General features: G+C 56.4%; 19 protein-coding genes, 1 tRNA gene and 1 pseudogene. 5 read left to right on the top strand and 16 right to left on the bottom strand.

Going from position 1 to position 20,981, the window contains the following annotated elements:
• Positions 1-5 precede the first annotated feature (5 nt).
• Entirely contained in the window at positions 6-929 is a 924-nt protein-coding gene (locus KMZ68_RS02130; RefSeq protein WP_215614276.1) for a DMT family transporter, read from the top strand.
• A gap of 302 nt (positions 930-1,231) precedes the next feature.
• Here KMZ68_RS02130 and KMZ68_RS02125 read toward each other — a convergent pair whose 3' ends face one another.
• The 14 genes and pseudogenes from KMZ68_RS02125 to KMZ68_RS25945 all read right to left on the bottom strand — a co-directional run.
• Positions 1,232-2,818, bottom strand: a complete 1,587-nt coding sequence (locus KMZ68_RS02125) for a hypothetical protein (protein ID WP_215614275.1) — start codon at positions 2,816-2,818, stop codon at positions 1,232-1,234.
• A 10-nt stretch (positions 2,819-2,828) separates the two neighbouring features.
• On the bottom strand, positions 2,829-4,157 hold the full coding sequence (locus KMZ68_RS02120; RefSeq protein ID WP_215614274.1) for a restriction endonuclease subunit S: 1,329 nt from the start codon (positions 4,155-4,157) through the stop codon (positions 2,829-2,831).
• Between the two features lie 3 nt (positions 4,158-4,160).
• Positions 4,161-6,407 (bottom strand): restriction endonuclease subunit M, encoded by a 2,247-nt coding sequence (locus tag KMZ68_RS02115; protein WP_215614273.1) that lies wholly within the window; start codon positions 6,405-6,407, stop codon positions 4,161-4,163.
• A 982-nt stretch (positions 6,408-7,389) separates the two neighbouring features.
• Positions 7,390-9,258, bottom strand: coding sequence for a DNA primase family protein (locus KMZ68_RS02110; RefSeq protein ID WP_215614272.1), 1,869 nt, complete (start codon positions 9,256-9,258; stop codon positions 7,390-7,392).
• A gap of 86 nt (positions 9,259-9,344) precedes the next feature.
• Complete coding sequence (locus KMZ68_RS02105) at positions 9,345-9,515, bottom strand: hypothetical protein (protein WP_215614271.1); 171 nt, start codon at positions 9,513-9,515, stop codon at positions 9,345-9,347.
• Positions 9,516-9,561: 46 nt separating this feature from the next.
• A complete protein-coding gene (locus tag KMZ68_RS02100) occupies positions 9,562-10,623 on the bottom strand; it encodes a hypothetical protein (protein ID WP_215614270.1) in 1,062 nt (353 codons plus the stop codon).
• A gap of 355 nt (positions 10,624-10,978) precedes the next feature.
• The gene (locus KMZ68_RS02095; RefSeq protein ID WP_215614269.1) at positions 10,979-11,704 is read right to left on the bottom strand and encodes a head maturation protease, ClpP-related; all 726 of its coding nucleotides are present in this window, start codon (positions 11,702-11,704) and stop codon (positions 10,979-10,981) included.
• A gap of 130 nt (positions 11,705-11,834) precedes the next feature.
• Positions 11,835-12,836: a hypothetical protein gene (locus KMZ68_RS02090; protein ID WP_215614268.1), complete on the bottom strand. Its 1,002-nt coding sequence runs from the start codon at positions 12,834-12,836 to the stop codon at positions 11,835-11,837.
• A 59-nt stretch (positions 12,837-12,895) separates the two neighbouring features.
• Positions 12,896-13,255: a hypothetical protein gene (locus KMZ68_RS02085; RefSeq protein WP_215614267.1), complete on the bottom strand. Its 360-nt coding sequence runs from the start codon at positions 13,253-13,255 to the stop codon at positions 12,896-12,898.
• Positions 13,256-13,354: 99 nt separating this feature from the next.
• On the bottom strand, positions 13,355-13,774 hold the full coding sequence (locus KMZ68_RS02080; RefSeq protein ID WP_215614266.1) for a hypothetical protein: 420 nt from the start codon (positions 13,772-13,774) through the stop codon (positions 13,355-13,357).
• Entirely contained in the window at positions 13,771-13,968 is a 198-nt protein-coding gene (locus tag KMZ68_RS02075) for a helix-turn-helix domain-containing protein (RefSeq protein ID WP_215614265.1), read from the bottom strand. Before KMZ68_RS02075 ends, KMZ68_RS02080 begins: the two co-directional genes overlap by 4 nt.
• A gap of 77 nt (positions 13,969-14,045) precedes the next feature.
• Positions 14,046-15,236 (bottom strand): tyrosine-type recombinase/integrase, encoded by a 1,191-nt coding sequence (locus KMZ68_RS02070; RefSeq protein ID WP_215614264.1) that lies wholly within the window; start codon positions 15,234-15,236, stop codon positions 14,046-14,048.
• Between the two features lie 164 nt (positions 15,237-15,400).
• Positions 15,401-15,490: transfer RNA gene (locus KMZ68_RS02065), tRNA-Ser, on the bottom strand.
• Between the two features lie 317 nt (positions 15,491-15,807).
• Positions 15,808-16,060 (bottom strand): annotated as a pseudogene (locus KMZ68_RS25945) (ROK family protein); the annotation flags it as partial.
• Between the two features lie 345 nt (positions 16,061-16,405).
• Between KMZ68_RS25945 and rplU the strand changes: the two are divergent.
• From rplU to KMZ68_RS02050, 3 genes are all read left to right on the top strand, one after another.
• The gene (rplU, locus tag KMZ68_RS02060; protein ID WP_215614263.1) at positions 16,406-16,891 is read left to right on the top strand and encodes a 50S ribosomal protein L21; all 486 of its coding nucleotides are present in this window, start codon (positions 16,406-16,408) and stop codon (positions 16,889-16,891) included.
• Positions 16,892-16,972: 81 nt separating this feature from the next.
• A complete protein-coding gene (rpmA, locus tag KMZ68_RS02055) occupies positions 16,973-17,245 on the top strand; it encodes a 50S ribosomal protein L27 (RefSeq protein ID WP_079566029.1) in 273 nt (90 codons plus the stop codon).
• A gap of 190 nt (positions 17,246-17,435) precedes the next feature.
• Positions 17,436-18,032, top strand: coding sequence for a GNAT family N-acetyltransferase (locus tag KMZ68_RS02050; protein WP_215614262.1), 597 nt, complete (start codon positions 17,436-17,438; stop codon positions 18,030-18,032).
• Positions 18,033-18,109: 77 nt separating this feature from the next.
• On the opposite strand, the gene KMZ68_RS02045 is transcribed toward KMZ68_RS02050, so the two are convergent.
• Positions 18,110-19,183 carry a phospholipase effector Tle1 domain-containing protein gene (locus KMZ68_RS02045; RefSeq protein ID WP_215614261.1) on the bottom strand — a complete coding sequence of 358 codons (1,074 nt, stop codon included), beginning with the start codon at positions 19,181-19,183 and terminating at the stop codon, positions 18,110-18,112.
• Positions 19,184-19,304: 121 nt separating this feature from the next.
• Positions 19,305-20,222: a DMT family transporter gene (locus KMZ68_RS02040; RefSeq protein ID WP_215614260.1), complete on the bottom strand. Its 918-nt coding sequence runs from the start codon at positions 20,220-20,222 to the stop codon at positions 19,305-19,307.
• 234 nt (positions 20,223-20,456) lie between these two features.
• Between KMZ68_RS02040 and KMZ68_RS02035 the strand changes: the two genes are divergently transcribed.
• Positions 20,457-20,942 (top strand): MaoC family dehydratase, encoded by a 486-nt coding sequence (locus KMZ68_RS02035; RefSeq protein ID WP_215614259.1) that lies wholly within the window; start codon positions 20,457-20,459, stop codon positions 20,940-20,942.
• The last annotated feature ends 39 nt before the right edge of the window (positions 20,943-20,981 follow it).

Here is a 20,981-nt window from a genome sequence, read left to right as displayed (position 1 = left end):
ACGCAATGACCATTTCGCAGAACCAAACAGCCATATCGTTGTCTGGCAAATCCAGGCAGGCTCCCGCCCTTCTCGTCTTCGTCGGGACACTGCTTGCGTTCAACGTCATCCTGTCCAAACAGGCTGCCGCAAGCGGTGCGGCGATGCTTTGGTATCTTACGGTCTCGTTGAGCGCTTCAGGGCTGGTCCTCATCCTCTTGGCGGCGCGCGGCGGCGATCTGCGGCGAAGACTGGTGGGCGTCCTTCCCTACAGCATCGCGGCCGGGGCCCTGCTGGCCTTGGGCATGGCACTCGGCTATCTCGCCGTGGGGCATGTCGGGGCTGCCTTCATCGCGTTGGCCATGGCCTTCCCGACCCTCCTGACCTACCTGATGTCACTCGCTCTCCGGATGGAACGCCACAGCGGATTCCGGTTGTCCGGCGTTGCGCTGAGCCTTGCTGGCGGCCTGTTGCTGGCACGGGCCAAGGGCGGGGAGATCGTTCCCGTCGATCGGCTGGCGGTTCTTGTCGCCTGCATGATGCCGGTCGTTCTGGCCATTGGAAACATCTTCCGCTCGCGGTATTGGCCGCACGGCGCAACGCCGTTGCTGCTGGCCGGTTCAATACTGCTGTGTGGGGCTGTCGCCACCTTTCCCTTTGCGATCTGGATCGAGGGAGGCGCGGTGCGTTCCCTATGGACCATGCCGGCGGTCACGGCGATCACGGCGCTCGCGACCCTCTCGTTCACGATCCAATATGTGGCCGTCCTGCGCCTTCAGCAGATAGCAGGGCCAACCTATCTGAGCCAGATCGGGTCGGTGGCGGCCATTTCCGGTACATTCATTGCGGTCGCTATCTTCGACGAGCGATTGCCTGACGGGTTCGGGACGGCGGCCATCATGATCGCACTCGGCGTTGTTCTCTTTCAGCTCTCTGCGCGTCGGCGTTGATTGGCGCGCTTATCTGTGTTTGGCCACCTCCCGTTCAAACGCCGCCGTCAGCTCGCGATGACGCGGCTTGGCGCGACGCCCCAAGGGCGAGAATATGGACTGCCGAACAGCTGATGTCAGAAAACACTGAGAAATAGCGCTCTTGAGCGATGGCGGAGAGGGAGTCCGCCGCAATATTGATATAAGGTATTGATTTCGTTGCATTATCTGATGGCGTGCCGACAAATGGCCCTACCCTTGGCCCCACCCGTTTGAAAGGTTGTTGCCCCCTGCTTAGGTCCCGCCGCAAGCCAAGCGCGGCGCTACACTGTCCCCGCAGACGCACCTCTGATGATTGCTGAGATATGAGGTTTGAGCTTATCGGGAATTTCGCCGGTATCGGTAAAGGGCTCGTAGCGAAACGTATTGAGATCGAATGGAACGGCCTTTTGCGTATCCGTCGGTTGAAACATAAAGATTAATCGATTCTGCTCATGGTTTCGCAAAGCGTACCCGGCTTCGACGCACACGTTGGGGCGAACGCCGGTTAGATCGATAACGATAATATCGGCAGACGCGATTGCATCGTACATCGCAGAGTGAATCGGAAACGTTCCACCCGTTTCCGTTCCCATATCTACGAGCGATAAACTAACGTCGAGTTCCGCACTACATTGATCAACGGCCGATTGCACCCCTTTTAGCCGGAGTTTGCCTCGGGTGTATTCTTCTCCATCCTTTTCGGTCGGATACCAACGTGCAAGAAATACTCGTTTGGGTAATCGCGATCGCACAACGGTGAATATTTCTAGTATTTGCGCACTAAGCGATTGATGGTCTCTAAGGGCGATCATTCCATCTTTGCCTAGCCATTCTCCAATTTGTGCAAGAATGGCGACTGAATTGTTCACGCGGAGATTGTGCTCCGATTGGCCCTCCGTCGATTTCCACACGCGAGCAGCCAATTCGATAAAGAATTCCTTCTTGCACAGTTGCGGCTGATCCGGCTCCAATCTCGTCACTATGTCAGTCAATGAAGCAAGCAGTGTCTGTGAATGGGTGCGCAGTGTAGGCAGATCTTTTGCAAAGCCCGGATCTAATTCTAACAACCCATGCACCGCAGCGCGAAGATTTGTAAGCGGTCTCGCTCCCAGCCGTTCTTGTGTAGGAACGGGTAGGTTTAAAAGACCGTCACGAAGTAGTCGAGTGAAATGCAATTCCGGGCTGAACGCAAATTCGCTCTCAGCGCTCATATCGTAGTCAGAAGGCTGTCCGAGAATTAGTTTCAATGCGTGCTCCGACTCCAGGGCCAGAGCCGTGCTGTTAATCGTATGAAAGATCAACGATTCGGAATAATCATCGGCCTCTTCGGAGGCTGGCCCCAAAAGCACAAAACAAAACGACGCCAAAAACTTTGTCGGTACCGCGGGATCATCTTTTAAATCAGCCGCCAGCGCCAAGCGGTGGTTGCCATCAACGCGTCGGATCAACTTATCAGTTCTTATCGATTCGATTTGCTTCCGTTCCACTCTCAATCTGTGAACTCGAATACTCGGACTTTTCAAGACACGGCCGATCTTTAGCTTATCGTCGTCGGCTGACCTCACACCTATTGGATTACCATTCTTGTCCGTCTCTTCATCAAGCTTGCATCTAATCGAAAGAATCACCTCAGGAAGAAACCTCTGTTCACCGCCCTCAAGATACTTTCTGATCAGTTCAGCGTGTTGAACGTCGAGCTTTCTCTGCTGGCCAATCACTGTTCCGCCAGTGGCGTCTTCCATCTCGTACGGGACTGATATCTCCGCCAAGTCTTTGAGGTTTGCAAAACCTCGAATAATTCTAAAGGCGCCGAGCACTCCGCTCTCGAATTGCCCATCAAACGTAAGATAGCGCGAGGTAACAGCCATAATCACTCCGTTAAATCGATTTGATACCAAGCACGATCTTCTCGAGCTCGCTTTCTGCTTCAAGAAGTCGCAACTTCGCCTCTTTAATCGATACAAGCGCGGAGCTTCTCGCTTTCGCAATCTCCTCCTGAATCGAGCGGCTCACGGGGGGAACTACTATCCGAAGTAAGCTCTCCGCATACAGCCGCTGCTTGACACCACCAACTCGATGCACATCCACGAGCTTCAAAAAGAATTGGGTGTTAATGAGTGTTGCGATGTATCCAACAGGTGTTTCGTCAGTTAAGCGCCACACTTGATATTCTGGGCTTGTGAGCGCATCGTCGGGCACGTCCGAAACAACTCCAAGGGAGCCCACATTGGCTCGGGTTGGATTATGAAAGAACCAATTCTTTCTGATCCTTTTATAGGGCGCATTGAAATCTGAGCCCTTTTGGTTGTGACTGAAGAACACTCCCTCCGTGTTATTCACGCCAAATACTGGCCATTCTTTATCCGGATCTTCCCAAGGCCGCACGAGGTCGCTTATCTCTTCGGCGATTTCCGACAGCGGGGTGAAATTAGGACAGGCAAGTCGATAGGCAACTGCCCGAGCACTCTTGCCATCCCATTGGTCCATGTCCTTCCATTCGAGAGAAAATGAACGCTGGGCAAGCATATCGACCGACGTCGCCGTTTGATAAATCGACCATAGCTGTTGGTTTAAGCTGGCTACGATTGAATCCAATCGCCCACGAGCCTCCATCAAAGCTCCCTGAGCTTCCCGCCAGAACGCGACAATCTTCTCTTGCTCAGACTTGCTGGGCAAGGGAATCGGTACATTCTCCAAATCTTCTGGCTGAACGCGTTTTCTTCCGCTCGCCCCGCTGACCATTCTGTTTATTATCGAACGGAACGTGGACGTCCGAAAAACAATTTGCACATAGTCACGAAGCGCCACATTTTCCTTAATGTGGTATACAGGAAACTCGCTCGTCACTACGGCGCGAACTACCGTTTCCGGAACGATTCCAATGGCTCCGTTTCTTACGTCAATCTTCGAATAAACTATGTCGCCTGGAGACGCAAAAAACAACGCGCCCTTGAACTCAGACTTTCCGTGAAGATCGCGCGGCTCGATCTCTCCCGAAAACCGAATCGAGATGAAATGCTCGGGCCGCAATTCGAACTGTCGCTTGTCAACCGGCTCCACGGATCGCTCGATGGCCTCCGACAACGGCCTAACTACTTCGCGAGGCCAATGCCATACGGTGGTTCTTAGCGAGTTAACGCTCCAGCGGTCTAAATCGGCCCACCAAACAGCAAAGCCTCGTCTTTCGACGCCATTGGCCTGCGACATCGGTCAGCTCGCAATCAGGGCTTGGGGATTTGTTAGGAATGCTTGGTAACGCTCCAAGCATGACTGTTCTAATCCTTCAGGGAGATTGTCGTTTGGATAGAGCTCATTTTGGTCCTGCTCTCCCGTGGCTGTTATTCCAGCCTTATCCGCCTCATAGACGAAGACAGGATACGCAAACGTCTTCTTCAGACGATCGCGCGCCTCTTTAACAATCAATTGTTCAATACTGCGCTCGAAATCGAAAAGTTCCTTTTCAAGGAGCCTTCGCTGCTGGGCTTGGCCAGCATCCCTCGCACGTATAATTTCAGCCTTAAACCGAGCGACTTCCTTGCGTCTACGTCCAGCGTATTTTGCCTCAGCAAAAGCAACAGCCTCTTTATTTTTTGCATTGAAATCGGCGGCTTGATCCTCTGTAAACTTCTGCAGAAATAGCAGAGATGCCTTGACGCTTGCGCCTGATGAATTGAACGTCTCCGCGGGCAAGCTAACTATTGCTCGAATGTAGGCTCTATTCTCACAGAACTCTCGAACATAAGCTAACGAGGAGTTGTTAAAGACCCCTTCTGGAAGAACGATACCCAACCGGCCACCCGGCTTGAGAAGAGAGATGCACCGCTCGATAAATAATATTTCGGTTTTAATGCGACTCTTGGAGCTCTTGGGCAACTCAAATAAGCTGGCTATCGGCTGCCCGACAGCGGAACGCACCCGCTCAATTGCATCGATGTAAGTATCACCAAAGGCTTCAACATAACGCTTATGCGCTGCCCGACTTACGTTGATATCCGCTTCATGGACTACGTCTGACGGCTCAACGCTCGCACCAAATGGCGGATTGGTCAGAATTATATCAAATCGCCCCTCGAAGATTCCATTGACGTTCAAAAATCCGTCGTGGTGGTGCACTCCTCCATGGCCATCACCATGCATGATCATATTCATTTTGCTCGTCCGAGCCATGCGTTCGTTTGCGTCCGTTCCATAGATGCAACGATTTGCAAGCTCCCACAAACGGGAATCACGTCTCTGCTGATCGAGCGTCAACTGAATTTCAGCGAATTTTTTTCGAAGCGCTTCGGCCCTCTTAGCGGAAGGAATCTTCTTGCGCTCAACCTCCTTTCGGAACCGTCCATACTCACGATCAGCATCTAACAATATTTTCTGCCGAACTATCTCAAAGAATCGAATCAAAAATCCACCGGAGCCGCTCGCGGGATCGCATATTAACTCCCCCTCCTTGGGGTCGATCATTCGGATCATAAATTCCACGATTGTACGAGGCGTAAAAAACTGACCTATCTCACCTCGAAATGTTCGACCTAAGAACCGCTCAAACGCAATGCCCTTTATATCTTCGCTCGTGTCTGAGAGATTATAGACTTCCAATAATTTGATTATCTCTCGGCCGGTTGCTGGCCTTAAACGTATTTCTTCGTCCTGTTCAAAAATGTTGTCATCAGCATAAGCATCCTTTGTTTGATCAAAGAGCGTCGCAAGTGGGTTCTTGCCCAGCTGCTCATCGAGAAATTTCGCACTAAAAATATTTTTACGCTGTCGTTTAGCCCGAAGTTCACGCTCCACGAACACCTTTACGAAAAGGATTTTCGCAATTTCATCAAACGCGGCGGCCGGATCAAGTTTCTCGCGATTCCTGATGACATTATGACATTGGTGCAGAAGGTCGGCGAACTCGTCTTCCTTAAATGTCTTAAGCTCTGAGATTAGAGCTTCTATTTCTTTGTCGGTCGCCTCCGCGTGGGGAATGTTGGCAATCTCTTCGAGACTCTTAGGCATTTTCTCATGAACGACACGCCAGAATTTTGTTTCTTGGGTATTGTGCGTCACGAAAAACCTTGCGCCGGTTAGGCGCGCATAGTTGTCACCTTGACCATAGTCATCGGCGCTAATCGTAACGTTGTCGGACTTACACTCGACAACAATGAGCGGAGAGTTTAGGTCGGATTTGTCGATCGCGGAACGCCAAATGACAAAGTCTGCTCGAGCGTGCCCTGACCCCCTACCCGTGACTTCAAGCTCCTCACCTATTTGCCCCAGAGAAAACCCATACTCTTTCAGAAGGGTTGATACGAGATACTCTTGCCTAACCGTTTCCTCTGGAGTTTCGTCGAGCCATTTCTTTCGTAGATGACTCCAGATCTTTCCACCCTGCCTTAGGACAACCGGCTGCTCAGCCGCGGACGTCGATGACTTGATTGATGTGGAATTATTCTTCTTGGGAAGCTTGCTCATTGCTTATCTCAGGTCCCACTTCGTCGTCCCGACTAAAACGCTCAGCAAAAAGCGCTTTGTCCATTTTAGAGTTTCAACCGGCCGCCGTTTTACGCCAACTTCATGCTTGATGCACAAGTCTAACAGAGTTTTCCCGTCAATCAGCGTGATCAGAGCCGCGCCAACGAATAGGCGCGCCCTGAGCACCCTCCGCGAAAGCGCCCACACGAGTGACGACATCAGCCCCGTGCGTTCGTTGGGCTACATACACATGCTCGTAATCCATCGCGTCCAACACCTCTCTGACGATCAATCGCCGGGCCCCATGATTTCTAAGCAACGATCACGGACCGCGGCAACCGAAATGTAGCCGTAGCCCAGTTCGCGCCACTTTCCTACTACAGGTTGTTGCCCCGCAGTGCGATCTTTGGAGGAGGCAGAAACCTGCTAAGCATCAGGTAACGCGTTTTAGAAACTTCTCTCTGCTGCACGCGCCCGCTTAGGTAACAGGTACCCCGACTCAAAATTCTCCATAGCTGCGAAAGCATCGCGCCTCCGTTCTGCCCGCATTGCTTTTTTGGCGCGGAGGGACCCGTAACTTTCAAAATATTTCGACGATCAGGACTCCAGCCGCGCTTATTGCTTATCACCATTGAAAATATTTCGACGGGTGAGTGAGGTTCGGCGACGATGCGATACCAAGTGTCACACGTGTCCCCGAAGTGTCACAGCATCTCTAGGGACGCTTAGGCTTTTGATTTCAGTATATATTCTCCTTATTTTATAGACTGTCACAACGTCACAGCACTAAACTAGATAGAGCATCGCGCTATAGTCCGTATCATCACATGCGCTGCCGCAGATGTAGCTACAAGGATTCTCCCGGAGCTAGGTGGAAACGCTGTGACGCTGTGACAGTGGCCAGAATCGACCTATTTCACAATGAAATCAGCGCACTAATTGGCACAAGGGCTGTTGTGACACCGTGTGACACCTTGTGACGCTATTGGTCTTCCGCCGCGCTCCATCCGGCCTTGAGCTTCACACCGGCAAACCCGCGCATCTTCACACCCTCACCATGCTTCCATTCCGCAAGCGCCCCATCCGGCCGCCGACGCCTTTGAGTGTATCGCACACCGCGTTCGGTCAGCGCCGCCATCAGGTCGTTCTTGAAGTCGGATTTGTTTCGCGTCTCCCGTGCGCTCATGCCCTCAATAGAACGCGCCCAATGTTCATAGACGGGGAACAGCACATCGTCCGGGATGAAGTCAGCTTTGTCGCCCGTCACGATCAAGGATTCGTTAGCGAACCGCAGCGCCGGGCTCTGAGACTCCGCAAGCTCGCGTTGCGCCTTGCGCCCGCGCTCCCCAATGGTGAACTTGTTGCCGCTCGCCCGCAGCCGTCGCAAGCCTTGGATCGTCCAATTCGCGATGCCGCTCAATTCGGCCTTCAGCTTGCCGCCTAGCTCCGTGTCCTTCGTCTTGGCGAATGACGATTCGAACACCAACACCAATTCACGATCCGCCAACGCGCCGGACTCGTCTAGGAATTTGGGATGTTTGTTTGCAACCAAGACGATTTTGGCCGGGACCTTCAGAGAGAGCATGGATTGATTCTTGCGATTCACGCTCACTTCGTCGTTGCCGGTGATGCTCTTGATACGCTCTATTGCAGCCGAACGGCGCGACATGTCCGCGTCGTGCGCGTCGGGGATGAAGATCGCGCGCTTATCCATCAAGCCCGCGAGTCCAAAGTCACCGGCCAAATCGTTCAACATCACTGAAGCGTGGTGCTCCTTGCCAACAAGCGCTTGCATGATGCGCGTGATAGTGCCCTTGCCGCCACGCTTCGCGCCGATCATAGCCAAGAGCACTTCGATTGAAGTGTCTGCGGTGAGCATGTAACCGAAAAATTCCTGTAGCGTTGCATGGAACGATGGGTGCAGCCATTCCCCAAGCTTCTCTAGCCAAAGCGGACAAGTCGCTTCAAGATCATATTTCCAATCGGGAAGCCCCGTCGCGAAGTAACGCCCGGAGTGTGGGATAAGCTCACCCGTTTTCAGGTTCAAGATTCCATTGGAGGCTAGAATCAGATCGTTCGCGTCCGGTGCGCCTTCCGGCCTATCGATCCATTCGAATGGCCGCGCCTTGGTGAAGCGCACAAGATGAATCGCGTTGACCATCTGATAGATTTTGCCGACATCAAGAATCGTCGTCGGGTCCGTTGCCCGAATCTCTGCGGCCAGTTCGTTGTCATCAAGCCGACGCCAAATGCGGTGGCCTTCCAATGTGTAAAGCACGCCATCGGACGAAAGCAGCTTGTCCGGACGTTCGGCAAGAAAGCCTTCAGCGCATTTGCTGGCGTTGTCCTTGCCCTGATACGTCAACGGCTTCGGCCATACGTGCGGCGCTTCGTCGCCGTCAACGGCAGCGGTCCATGGGTTGTCATCGTCCGATGATACCAAGGCGGCAACAGCGTTCGCATTCGCACGGGCCGCACGGCTCAACACACCGGGGATGCTCATTGCGGCCAGGTACGCGCGATGGCATTCCAGAGAAATCGACGCCTTGGAGATTTGACTTGTGCAGTAGCGGTCCATCAAATCAATGGCCGTCCGCTCGCTAATACCAAGATCGCGGGCGTCATGAGAAAGCTGATAGAAGAACGCCAGCCCCTTGGCGTTTGCCAACGGAAAGTGCGCCGCGTCCTGACAGCGGCGCTTGAACTCGGCTACATCGATTGCGTTATCCCAGCCGTGCTTGGGCGCGGGGCCGTGCTCAGGTTCGGAAAAGAACTCGATTTCGGAGTCGGGCGCTTCGACCTTTGTTACTTGGAGCCGTATTTGGATTTCGGTATTGTCGCGGTCGGTCATGTCTAACAGCTTTCCCACCCTCGTTGCATTGCCGTGCTTCGAGGGTTTTTTGTTTCGTACGGAGGAAAACTGTCTGGCCCCGCGAACTAGCGGGAGCGCTTCTTGTGCTTACGTGCCCAAGCTTCGGCCGTGGATCGCTTCCAAAAGAGAATCTGCCCGACCTTCCCGTGGTGCTTTGGAAAATCGTACATCTTGTAAGCGTGGTATTGGTAGGCCGTTCCAAGGGTCACACCCGCCAACTTTGCGAGTTCGTCCATTCGCACAAATCCTGACATCATAATCATGCTCCTTAAAGTAGCGCTGCTACTCCGCGTGAATCGTCGTACCGCTCATGAGCGCGTAAACCTCCGGCGTGACGAAATCATATTGATGTGGCACAAGCACCAACCACCGGCCGGACGCCGCAAGACGGCAAGAGATGAACGCCAGCGTTTCAGCGGACGGCGTGTCATCAAAGAATGATCCATGTGCAGTGGCAACGAAGCCGCCACCCTCACCATCGGACGCGACCGCTTCACCAACCTTGGCGAACTTGAAGGGAAGATGCTCGCCCCGCATTTCGTAAATCGCCATGGGGCAATCGGCTTTTGCGCGCACATCATAGATCAGGAAATTGCGGGGCTTGCACGAAGCCAAAATCTTCGCGTACCGATCGCGTTCTGCGTGCCACATGACTGCGAACCCGTCCGGTAATTGTTCGTTGGCTTCAAAGCGCAAGTACTCCGTCGGACTCGCGGCGTCGTGCCCGTGATCCAATTCAAGCGAAAACGACTCGCCTTCAAAGGCAGGCATCGGCAATCCAACCGGCGGGTATCCGTCCAACGACAATGCGCCCGTGTCCGGATCGCTGTACGCCACGTGCCCTTCAAAGCCGCGCGCCGCCAACTTGGCGAATAGGTATGGGATGTCTGCGGCGGTGACATTGGAGTCGAAGAAGCCCGAACCGATGCGCTCACCATCCTTGTTCACAAAGAACTTGGAAAAGCGCTGCCCATGCTCCGCTTGAAACGCCAGTGTTGCTTCAACGCGCTCCGTGACCTCCGCGTGTCCTTCGCGGTCAGGCGCTTCAAACCCGGTGGCGATAGCCTCCACGTGGGTTGCACCGCTTGCCCATTCGCGCCAAACAAGGTTGACCGCGCGGAACCGCTGGCCAAGCCCAAATGGATTTGCCGGATAATGCACATCACGCGCCATGGCTTCCGCCTCTGCCTTCGCTTTGGCGTCCGCTTCGGCATCGGCAACCGCTTTCTTTGCAGCGTCCGCTAGCCGTTGCGCTTCCTTCGCGGCCTTGGCTTTAGCTTTGGAGCGCATCGCTTCCTTTTCACGCGCGGTCGGCGGGCGAACGAATCGCATCTGAAAACTCATGTCAGCAGCCCTTCAATGTAAATCGGCCCGAAAGCCACTTCTGGACTTCCTCGCCCCACCAAAGGATGCGACCCGAGTCCACGGTAGGGCGCGGAAACCCTTCACGCGCAATCGCGCGATTGATCTCCGCATAACGCATGCCGGTAGCGCGCGTTAGATCATCAAGTGTCAGCATTTGGCGATCCTATAGTGAGGCCTCGTTTCCCTCCAAAACTGCGCGATATCTGCGCGATCATAAAAGGCTTCACGACCATGCTTCAGCACCGGCCGTGGGAAGCCCGGTTCGGAGCGAAGGCGAAGGATGTAGCCGAATCGAATTCGACGCTCATTTGCGTATTCCGCAAGCGTGATCAGTTTAGGAGTCGCCATATTCCCACCTCTCATCCTTCGTGAGGTAGCGCCGCTGTCCGCCGGGGCTCGTTTCTGACTTGCGATTGAACTTGTCGAAGATGTCCGCTCGGATGGCAGCGATTCCACGCGCGCGCGTCGGTGCATTCTTGAAGCGGGAGACGTCCGGTAGGCTGGCCATCGCTGCCATCTTCAACGGTGCTTCGATTCGATCCGCAAAGCCAAGCCGCACCGCCTCTTCTGCGGATAGCCACGTTTCCTTGTCCATCATGGCGCGGATTTGGTCCACCGCGAGACGTGTGCGCTTGGCGTATGCGCCTACAATATTTTCCCTCATCGTCTTCAGTGCCGTGCCGAACGATTCAATCTGTTCGACACTGCCAGCGACACCACCCCATGGGTTGTGGATCATCATCATGGCGTTGGAAGGCATGATGATTTCATCGCCAACCATCGCGATCACCGAAGCCATGGATGCCGCAAGACCATCGATGCGCACAATTTTCTTTGCGGGGAAGCGCTCTAACATGTTGAAAATATGAAAACCGATTGGAACATCTCCGCCGTCACTGTTGATGCTGATAATCAGCGTCTTCACGCCCCGTGCCCTCATTCGGCTAAGTTCCGCGTGGAAAGCTTCAGAGGTAACGCCACCGCCGCCGATGTCGCTGAAAATCTGAAGCTCACCGACCGGACCGCCCGATGCGCGCATTGAGAACCATGACTTGGACATAATAGACTCCGTGAAAAATGAACCTGTGAAAAATGTCTGAGGTATCAGGCCGGAAGCGACGCGGAGAAGCACGGCGCTCCCGGCCGTCGTTGGGCAATCGCGTCATGAACACCGCGACTCCCCGAGCTGTTTACGCAGGTGCGATTCCGAGCACGGCCAGCGGATGCGCGTTCGGACGCCGCCAAATGGTCATGCCCGCGTCTTCGGCCATGCGAATGAACGCCTCTTCCTGACGCTCGGCTTCGAGAATTTCGGCATCGATTTCCGCAATGCGCCGCGCCCGCTCTTCGGCGGACATTCCCTTCGCGTTGCCATAATGCTTCTTCAATTCGGCGGTGCCACGGGCAATGATTTCATCGCGGAAGAGCCACGAAACGAGCGCGTTACCTTGATCCATCTCCACCCGCCGCCCGCTTTCGACAATTTCCTCTGCCGAAGGCCATTCGACGTGCCCTTGCATTTCGGAGTGGCGTCCAACGCGGTGGGAAACGTAGTCATTTACCGAAGTCTTGAGCCTCATGGCCGGGCGCACATCCATAGCGCGGGCTTTGGCGTCCACGTCGGCTATGACCCGCGCCAGAGCGTCTTCGAATGGCACGGGCTGCTTCACTACGGCCTGTTTCTCGCCGTTCAAGTCGCGTTGGCGGTTGCGCAACTCTTCGACGGCTTCGCCCTGCGTCTTGCCTTTGGGCAAGGTCGTCACCTTCACTTCGGCATCAACGAAGTTAACTTTCGAATCCCGAATCCATTCGATGATCGTATCATCGGGAAGGTTGGTCGATTGGGGCGCATTCCGGAGCGCTGCAATTTCGGCCATGATCGCGGCAATCTTCTGCTCCGCTGCGGCTTTCCGCTCCATTTCTTTCGGAGGGTACTGCATGCCGCGCGCGATCTCGCGTTCCATATCGCGCACGAAGGCTTGTGCGTCTGCTTTCTTGGCTTGCAGCGTCTGGATTCGCTGACCCTTGGCCGTGTACTCGGCGCTATGCTTTTCGGCTGCGGCCTTGACACGCAGAAGATTGGCAAGCGCGGAAGTGCCCGCGAAACGCTTTTTGAGCGCGTCCTTAACTTCGAAGTCGATTTCGTCGTCGTCCGCCAAAGTTATCAGATAAATATTTTTGGTCGAAAGCATTGCGTCTACTCCGGTGCGTTGTTGATCCAAAGATAGAAGCTATGGCGGCGATCTTCGACCTACGGAGTGGTGGGAATTCCCACGGCGTTGTGGGATTGCTCTTCGGCTTGCAGCCTGCGTTGTCGCTTTGCTTCTGTGTGTGCTTTGCCGTAGCCTTTTCCTTTGGCGAGGATTTCCACCATGTCGCGAGCACAGCCGAGCCATGACGCAGTTTCATCTATGGCTTGTTCTGATGGAACGCCGATGTCACGCAGCCGCTTATAGTGGAGAATGACAGCCACGTTACGAGCGAAGCCGTCATCCCATATTTCGAGATGTGCAATTATCCTGCGGTCCACGCCGTGATCACGCAGAGCTGCGAGGATCGATGCCCGATGTCCGCTTACTGCCCTGCGCTGGATTTCAGTCTCTTGAGTCACGTGGGTTCATCTCAAAATATTTTACGAGATGAAATTGTGGCCCATGGCGTCGCGGCGGTTCCAGTAACGAAGCTCTAGCGATGATCGTACGAAGCAGGACTAACGATCACGCATCGCGCGAACCAAGCGCCGCAACACGAACACCGCTCGCTCCCTGCGATTCATGGAATCCCAATCGGATTGTTCGCCCAGCGCGATCAGCGCAAGGTTCGCTTCCTGCGTGCCCTTCTCGCGAAGATCGGCGACGGTGTAGGTTCGTGGTAAATTTCTATCGAAAGGGATCACGCCGAATACGACGGCGAAACGGTAGGGCGCTAATACCGGCTGAGATTCGTAGAGTCGAGAAATTAGGTCGAATCGCGCGTCGGCGAGTTTCGCCAGATATGACGCGGCGTCTGGATAGGTATCGCGGCGCGCGAATGAGTCCAGTTCACTTGCTGAAAAGAATTCAGCGGATAGCAGCGAATCTACGGCGGCTTGCACGCGGCGCAAGCATGGGCGAGGTTTCGGCAGGGTCATGCGTTAGCTTCGCATTCACCCCGGCACTTCCGGATAGCGCGGCCGGTGACAATGGTGCGCGTTCCCAGCTTGACAATTTCAAGCCGCCCGGCCTTTACAAGTTTGTATCCGGTGCCTCGCGAAATCCGCAGATGATCGCGGCACGCTTCATCGAACGTGAAGGCACGATCCTCAAAAGCAATAACATCGGACACGGCGCGACTCCGGGAAACGTGGGTTCGTTTCCGTGCACCCTAGGCCGCCGCGCGTTTGAGATTCCAGTAACGAAGCTCTAGCCCTTGGACCGCAGATAGGTGGACCAATCGGACAAGAGCGCGCGGCGCTTTTCCAGCGAGTCGCCGCGACGGTACGCGGCTTCGGCCTTGTTGCCGATAACGTGCGCCAAAGAGAACTCGCGCGTTTCGGCATCGTGTGCAGTCTCGTTGCCGCACCAATCGCTGAAGGCGCTGCGGAATCCATGCACCGTGACTCCGCTTCGCATGCCCCGCAGTAATTCGAGCATCGACATATTCGAGAGCGGTTTGCCGCGCTGCGCACCGGGGAACACATAGTCGGTTGGCTTCGTGTTCGACGTGCGGAGCGATTCCAGAATCTCGATTGCGCGATCCGTTAGCGGAACGCGATGCTCTTTACCGGCCTTCATGCGCTCGCCGGACACGATCCAAACCTTACGGGCGATATCAAATTCCGACCACCGCGCGCCGATTGTGTCGCCAGTCCGGGCCACCGTAAAAACGGTGAATTCAAGCGCGAGCGCCGAAATGCTGTTGCGCTGGCGTAGTTCGGCCATGAACGCCGGAAGCTCAGGGTATGGAATCGCCTTGTGGTTGGCGGTTTTCTCGCGCTTCTTCGAAAGGAGCTTGTCAAGGTGTCCGGTCCACGCTGCGGGATTGTCGCCGCTGCGGAGCTTGTCAACCTTCGCCGCGTCAAGAACGCGGGCGATGCGACCGCGAAGGCGGGAGGCGGTTTCGCGCTTTGAGTCCCAAATCGGCCGCAGCACTGAAAGGACATCTTCGGTCGTGATTTGGTCCAGCGGCTTCGGTCGCAATGTCTTGGCGTAAATCTCCAGCGTCATTTTCCATTGATCAACGTGCTTTGCGTTCTTCGCCTCTTTCTCCACCACGCTCTTCACATAGCGGTCAGCATAGACGCCAAAGGCGACGCTCACCGACGCCCGCCGATTGCGCTTGTCGGTGAGCGGGTCAACTCCATCGGCCAACAACGAGCGGGCCGCAGCGGCCTTGCGGCGGGCTTCGGCTAGGGTGACACCGGCCTTGCCAGCGCTGCCCAATCCCATCTCACGGGGCCGCCCTGTGGCTCGCTCCTTGTAGAGGAACGTCCATCGCCGTTGGCCCTCACCGCCGACATTGAGGTAAAGGTTCCCACCATCCGGATATCGGCCGGGCGCAAGGTCTTTCGCTTTGACGGTGGTGGGTGAAAGGCGGTCGTACAGGCGGGCCATGACAAGCACTCCGGTGTTCTGGCCCTACCCTTGGCCCTACCGGATTGGCTTGACAAGGGTGAACACCGGGAAACGCCCGTGAACCTAAAAATTCAGTTAATGCCTGCGCTGCAATGACTTCTTGAACTAGCGTGAACTTCGGTGAACAGCCCTACACAGACATCTGGCGGAGAGGGAGGGATTCGAACCCCCGATAGGCTTGCACCTATGCCGCATTTCGAGTGCGGTGCATTCGACCACTCTGCCACCTCTCCAGGCGCCATTTCGGGTGATTCATCGGACCCGCGGTCGGGGCGAGTTCTAGGCGAGGACGGCTGGGCAGACAAGGCGCTGAAGGCGGGAAATTGCCGGTCCGGGGGTTCAAAGCTGCGGACCGCAAGGGTGGGACCGCCAGACGCGACAAAACCCCGGCGGTCCCGTGTCGCCTCGTTGAAATTCTGGCCGGAAGTGCGGCTTCGCTGGCCAGCCTGAGCGACGATTTGACGGTAGCGATCCGCCGGCGAACCGCAATGCGAACCCGGTTTTAACGTAACCGGTCAAGGTTACCGGGGCGGCTTCCGATCATGTCGGCTCAATCTCTTCCCTTCCTGCGGTCCTTGTCTTTGCGGCGGTTGGCGAAGCACGCATCGTTCCATCCGGAGCCGATAGCGGGCGCACTCCAGCGCCCGACATCCCTGCATGAACGGAACTTCCGAGAGGCCGTGGGTCACACCGTCATTGTGCATCAGCACCGCGGTGTCGTGGTCGCCGATCGCAGGGATCGCCTCGACCAGGCTCGCCAGCAGGTTGAATTTGCTGCTCTCCCAGTTGCCGGGCAGGTTCCGGAAACAACGGTGCGGGAACCCGATGGGCTCATGAGGGGCAGTAGCGAATGGCGAGTGGCGAGTGGCGAATAGACCCTTCCGTTCGCTGTTCGTCGCTCCCTACTCGCCGTTTGCGGCCACAAATCCCGCTATTTGACCCATTTTTGCCCCTCTTTTCCTTGACTCAGGGCCTCCACGGGCTATAAGTCCGCCCAATCCGGCGCGGGATCTTCTCGCGCTGTTTGTTTTTGCGTGAAATTCAGGGGATCGCTCCCCGGCCCGCGCGAAAATTGAACCCATAACGACTGAAGAAAAAGCCGGCCCGGATCCGTCCGAGGCCGGGATCGAACACGAAGGAATAAAACGATGTTCGCAGTCATCAAAACCGGCGGCCGGCAATACCGCGTCGTTCCGGATGATGTGCTCGAGATTGGCAAGATCGCCGGCGATGTCGGAACGATCGTGCAGCTTGGTGAAGTTCTGCTGGTCGGCGGTGAATCGCCGGTGCTCGGCACGCCGACGGTGGCCGGTGCTTCCGTTGCGGCCGAAGTGCTGCAGCACAAGCGCGGCCCCAAGGTCATCGCGTTCAAGAAGCGCCGCCGCAAGAATTCGCGCCGCAAGCGCGGCTATCGCGACGAGATCACGGTGCTGCGCATCACCGAGATCCTGACCAACGACAACAAGCCGACCATCGGCCCGCGTCCGAAGCGCGAGAAGCCGGTTGTGGCCGCCCCCGCCGATGGCGACGACGAGGCGCCGAAGGCCGCCACGAAAAAGGCGCCCGCCAAAAAGGCCGCGGCCAAGCCCGCTGCCAAGAAGGCCCCGGCGAAGAAGCCCGCCGCGAAGAAGTGATAAATTTTGAAGCGTGACAAAAAGTGAAATGATTCCGTCAAGGAATTGATCTAGAGATTAAAGCGAAGTTGGAGACGGGCCATGGCTCACAAAAAAGCAGGCGGTTCATCGCGGAACGGACGTGATTCGGCAGGCAAGCGCCTCGGAATCAAGGCGTATGGCGGCGAGCACGTGATCCCCGGCAACATCATCGCGCGTCAGCGCGGCACCACCTGGCATCCCGGCCTTAATGTCGGCATGGGCACCGATCATACTCTGTTCGCCAAGGTCGAAGGCCATGTCGAGTTCCGCGCAAAAGCCAACGGCCGCACTTTCGTATCGGTTGTTCCGATGACGGAAGCCGCGGCCGAGTAAACGGTGGGCAAATCGAGTCCGCCGGGTCCTGATGAACCGGTGGAGTTCCTGAAAGGCTCCTAAGGGGAGGCGGGAAACCGGCCTCCCTTTTTTATTGCGCGTGTTCCGCAAGAGCGGCCACCGGTTTTGCGACCGGAACACGCGCCGTAATTCAAGAATTGCGTATTGCGTTCGCAACCAGGAGCCCGACATGCTGCAGGATATCCCGACTCCGACATGGCGCGATGCGAGTAGTTGCGTCCTCGAGACCGAACGGCTGATGCTGCGCAGGCCGACGCTCGCGGACGTAAAAGCGATCGCGCGTCTGGCCAATGACCGCCGCATTGCGGAGATGACCCGCCGCCTGCCGCATCCCTACCTGCAGGATCATGCGATCGAGTTCGTGCGCGCGACCGCGAACGATCCTCGCGAGACCGTGTTCCTGATCGAAAACAATTTCGTGCCGGTCGGCATCGTCGGCGTCGACTGGCGTGAGCCGAAGACGCCGGAACTCGGCTACTGGCTCGGCGTCGAGCATTGGGGCCAGGGTTTTGGCACCGAGGCGGCGCGGGCGGTGATCGATTTCACCTTCGAGGAATTCGAGGTCGAGCACCTGGTCTCCGGCGCGCGGGTCGCCAACCCATCATCGCGCAACATTCTGGAGAAATGCGGCTTCCAGTGGAGCGGCGTCGAGCTGCACCGCTTCGAGGCGCTGGGCTCGTCGACCCCGGTCGATCGCTTCAGGCTCTCGCGCAGCGTCTGGTCGTCGCTGAAAAATTGGGCCTCGTCGACACGGCGGGAGGTATAGAAACAACGGATCGCAAGAATCCTCCATTTCCTCTCCCGCATGGGAGAGGAAATGGGCTCTTAGGCGTGTTGAACATGTCAAGATTGCGGAACGGGGTAAAATTGAAAATCGGAGTATCGGGTGATCTGTTCGAAACTCGGATGAAGACGATACTTCTCCAATCGCCGCCCTTTGTAATGGACGGGTTGCTGCTGCATCACATCGACCACGGGATGGAGGAATTGATTCAAATGGCGGCCGTCGCAGACACGGGAGGCCCGCCGAGCTATCTTCCACAGCCAAGATTCCATCTCATCCGAGATGACTACCTTCATCTCATCAAGACTTTCGATTACATCTGAGTGAAGCGCTTTCAATTTTTCTTCGTAAAACGCCAAGCGTGTCTTGCTCCTTATGCGATCAACCATAGCCAGCAGACTGACGTCACCCAGAAACTCATGAAGATATGTTCCGCCTATATTGCTATGAACTCCTGGCACCCAAATTTGCTCGCCATTCTTCCCTGAGCCCGTAGTCCAAAGTATCGGCCGAAAGAACGTGCGGCGATCGTCGAGCGAGACGATGTGTACCGCATGTTGAATGTTTCCAGGCAATCGATCGTTGTGGAACCCCAACCGGCGAAGGCGCTTCTCCTTGCTGTCGTTGCCTCCATACACGGTATCGAATACACCAAGAAATTCGATACCCCCAGCATCATTGTAGCATTTCTCGGCGAGTTCGTCGGTCGGCACATCGCCGCTGCGATAAGTCTCCCAAACATCCTTGTAACAATTGATGTAACGATCCTTGAGAAGACCAACCGTCCCGATAATGCCGGCAACTGCCCTCGCAATCACCGCGCCTCGCGAGAAGCCAAATAGATAGATCTTGTCGCCCGCCTGGTAGTTCGATGCCAGATTGACGTATACATCAGCAATTTCTTCGTCGAGGCCCGCCGCAAAGCCACCTGCCGTATATCGCAAGATTTTCTTGCCCTGCGCCCCCAATCCTCGCGAGTAAAAAATTATGTTGTCTTCGAGAACCGCTCCCAGCTTCGAATAATTCGAAAGGAGCATTCCGAGCTTATATATGTTCGAGTAGGTTTGATTGAGAACCGACGTGTCGGCCGAGACCCATGTGCCATCAATGAGGCAGATAAGATGACGCGTCATAATATCCCTCCTAAGAAACGCAATCCGCAAGACTAAATCGAACGCGGTATTTGCGCAACTATCGGTTGTTTTTTCTTATGTTGACCTTCGATTGGAGGATTTGCCAAATTAAGCCTTCCCTTCACACAGGCGGGCTGACCACCGCTTCCTTGCGCCCGAGCCGCTGCTCGCGCAGGAAAATATAGAACCCTGCGCCGATGATGATGGCCGCGCCGGCGATGGTGGCAGGCTCCGGCACGTCGCCGAACACGAAATAGCCGAACATCACGGCCCAGACGATCATCGAATATTGATACGGCACCACCACGCTGGCCGGCGCGAGCTTGAGCGAGCGATTGACGCACAACAGCGCGCCCACCGAAATGAAACCGGCCGCTGCGAACAGGCCGAGGCTGCCGAGGCTGGGCGTCACCCAGCCGAACGGCGACAGTAGCGCGCCCAGCGCAAAGGTGCCGGCAAATTGCGACGACGCCAGCACGATATCGGGCGTCGCCCGCAGCGAGCGGGTGATCAGCATCAGCACCGAAAACGACAGGCTGCCGCCGAGCGCGATCATCGCGGGCCAGCTTATCGTCTGCGCCGACGGCCGCAGCGCGATCAGCACGCCGCAGAACCCGACCAGCACCGCGCTCCAGCGCCGCCAGCCGACATGCTCGCGCAGCACCAGCGGCGACAGCGCGGTGACGAAGATCGGCGCCGCCAGGTAATAGGTGATGACGTCGGCGAGCGGCAGATAGACGGTGGCGAGAAAGAACGCCGCCACTTCGAGGGTGGAAAGCGTGACCCGCAGCAATTGCAGCCACGGCCGCTCCAGCTGCGTGAACGCGGCGCGTTGCCGCCAGATCAATGGCGCCAGCACCGCCAGCGCCGCGCAGGCGCGCAGCCACAGCAATTGCCCGACCGAATAGGTCGCGACCATGAACTTGCCCAGCGCATCGCCGAACGAGAACATGAAGATCGCCAGCAGCATCAGCCCGATGCCGGCAAGCCGCGCAGGGCGCTCGTCCAGGCCAGTCGAGATTTTCGAAAGCAGACTCATTGGTGGCCGGAGCGTTTCCTCGTCTTCGTCATGGCCGGGCATAGCCGTCTGAAGGACGGCGTCGCTTCCGCTCGCCTATGCCCGGCCATCCACGCCTTCTTGCCGTGCTGTTGTAAGGACGTGGATGCCCGGGACAAGCCCGGGCATGACGAATTGAACCAATTGTCGCAGGATCGGCCCTGCGATAACCGTATGCCATTAGCGGCCATACAAGAAAACTGCAGGAAACCGCCTATGACAGAGTTCGATCCCGCCGGGCACCGCATGGTGCCGCAGCAACGCTGGTTCGAGGATTTCGTGCTCGGCGAGCGCTTCGTGATTCCCAGCCGGACCCAGACCTCGGCGGTGTTCGCGGCGTTCCAGACCGCCAGCGGCGACGCCCACCCTGTTCATTACGATGTCGAATATTGCCGCGCCCGCGGCATGCCGAACCTGCTGGCGCATGGTTTCCAGACGCTGGTCCACACCGCGCCCGGCGCCGGGCTGTTTCCCTATCTCGTGGAGGAGTCGCTGGTCGGCTTTCTCGAACAGTCGAGCCGGTTTCTCAAACCGGTCTACGCCGACGACACCATCTATCCGGCGCTGGAAGTAACGGAGCTGGTGCCCGGCCGGACCACCGGCGTGGTGACGCTGCGCAGCACCGTGTTCAATCAGCGCCGCGAGCTGGTGCTGGAGGGATTGCAGAAGTTCCTGATCCGGAGACGGCCGGCCCGGCCGTAAATCGCGACCGATGCGCAAGTAAGCGCGCTCCACACGGCG

Source organism: Bradyrhizobium sediminis (assembly GCF_018736105.1).
In the GTDB taxonomy this organism is placed as follows: Bacteria; Pseudomonadota; Alphaproteobacteria; order Rhizobiales; family Xanthobacteraceae; genus Bradyrhizobium.
This window is presented reverse-complemented; position numbering and strand designations above follow the sequence as displayed.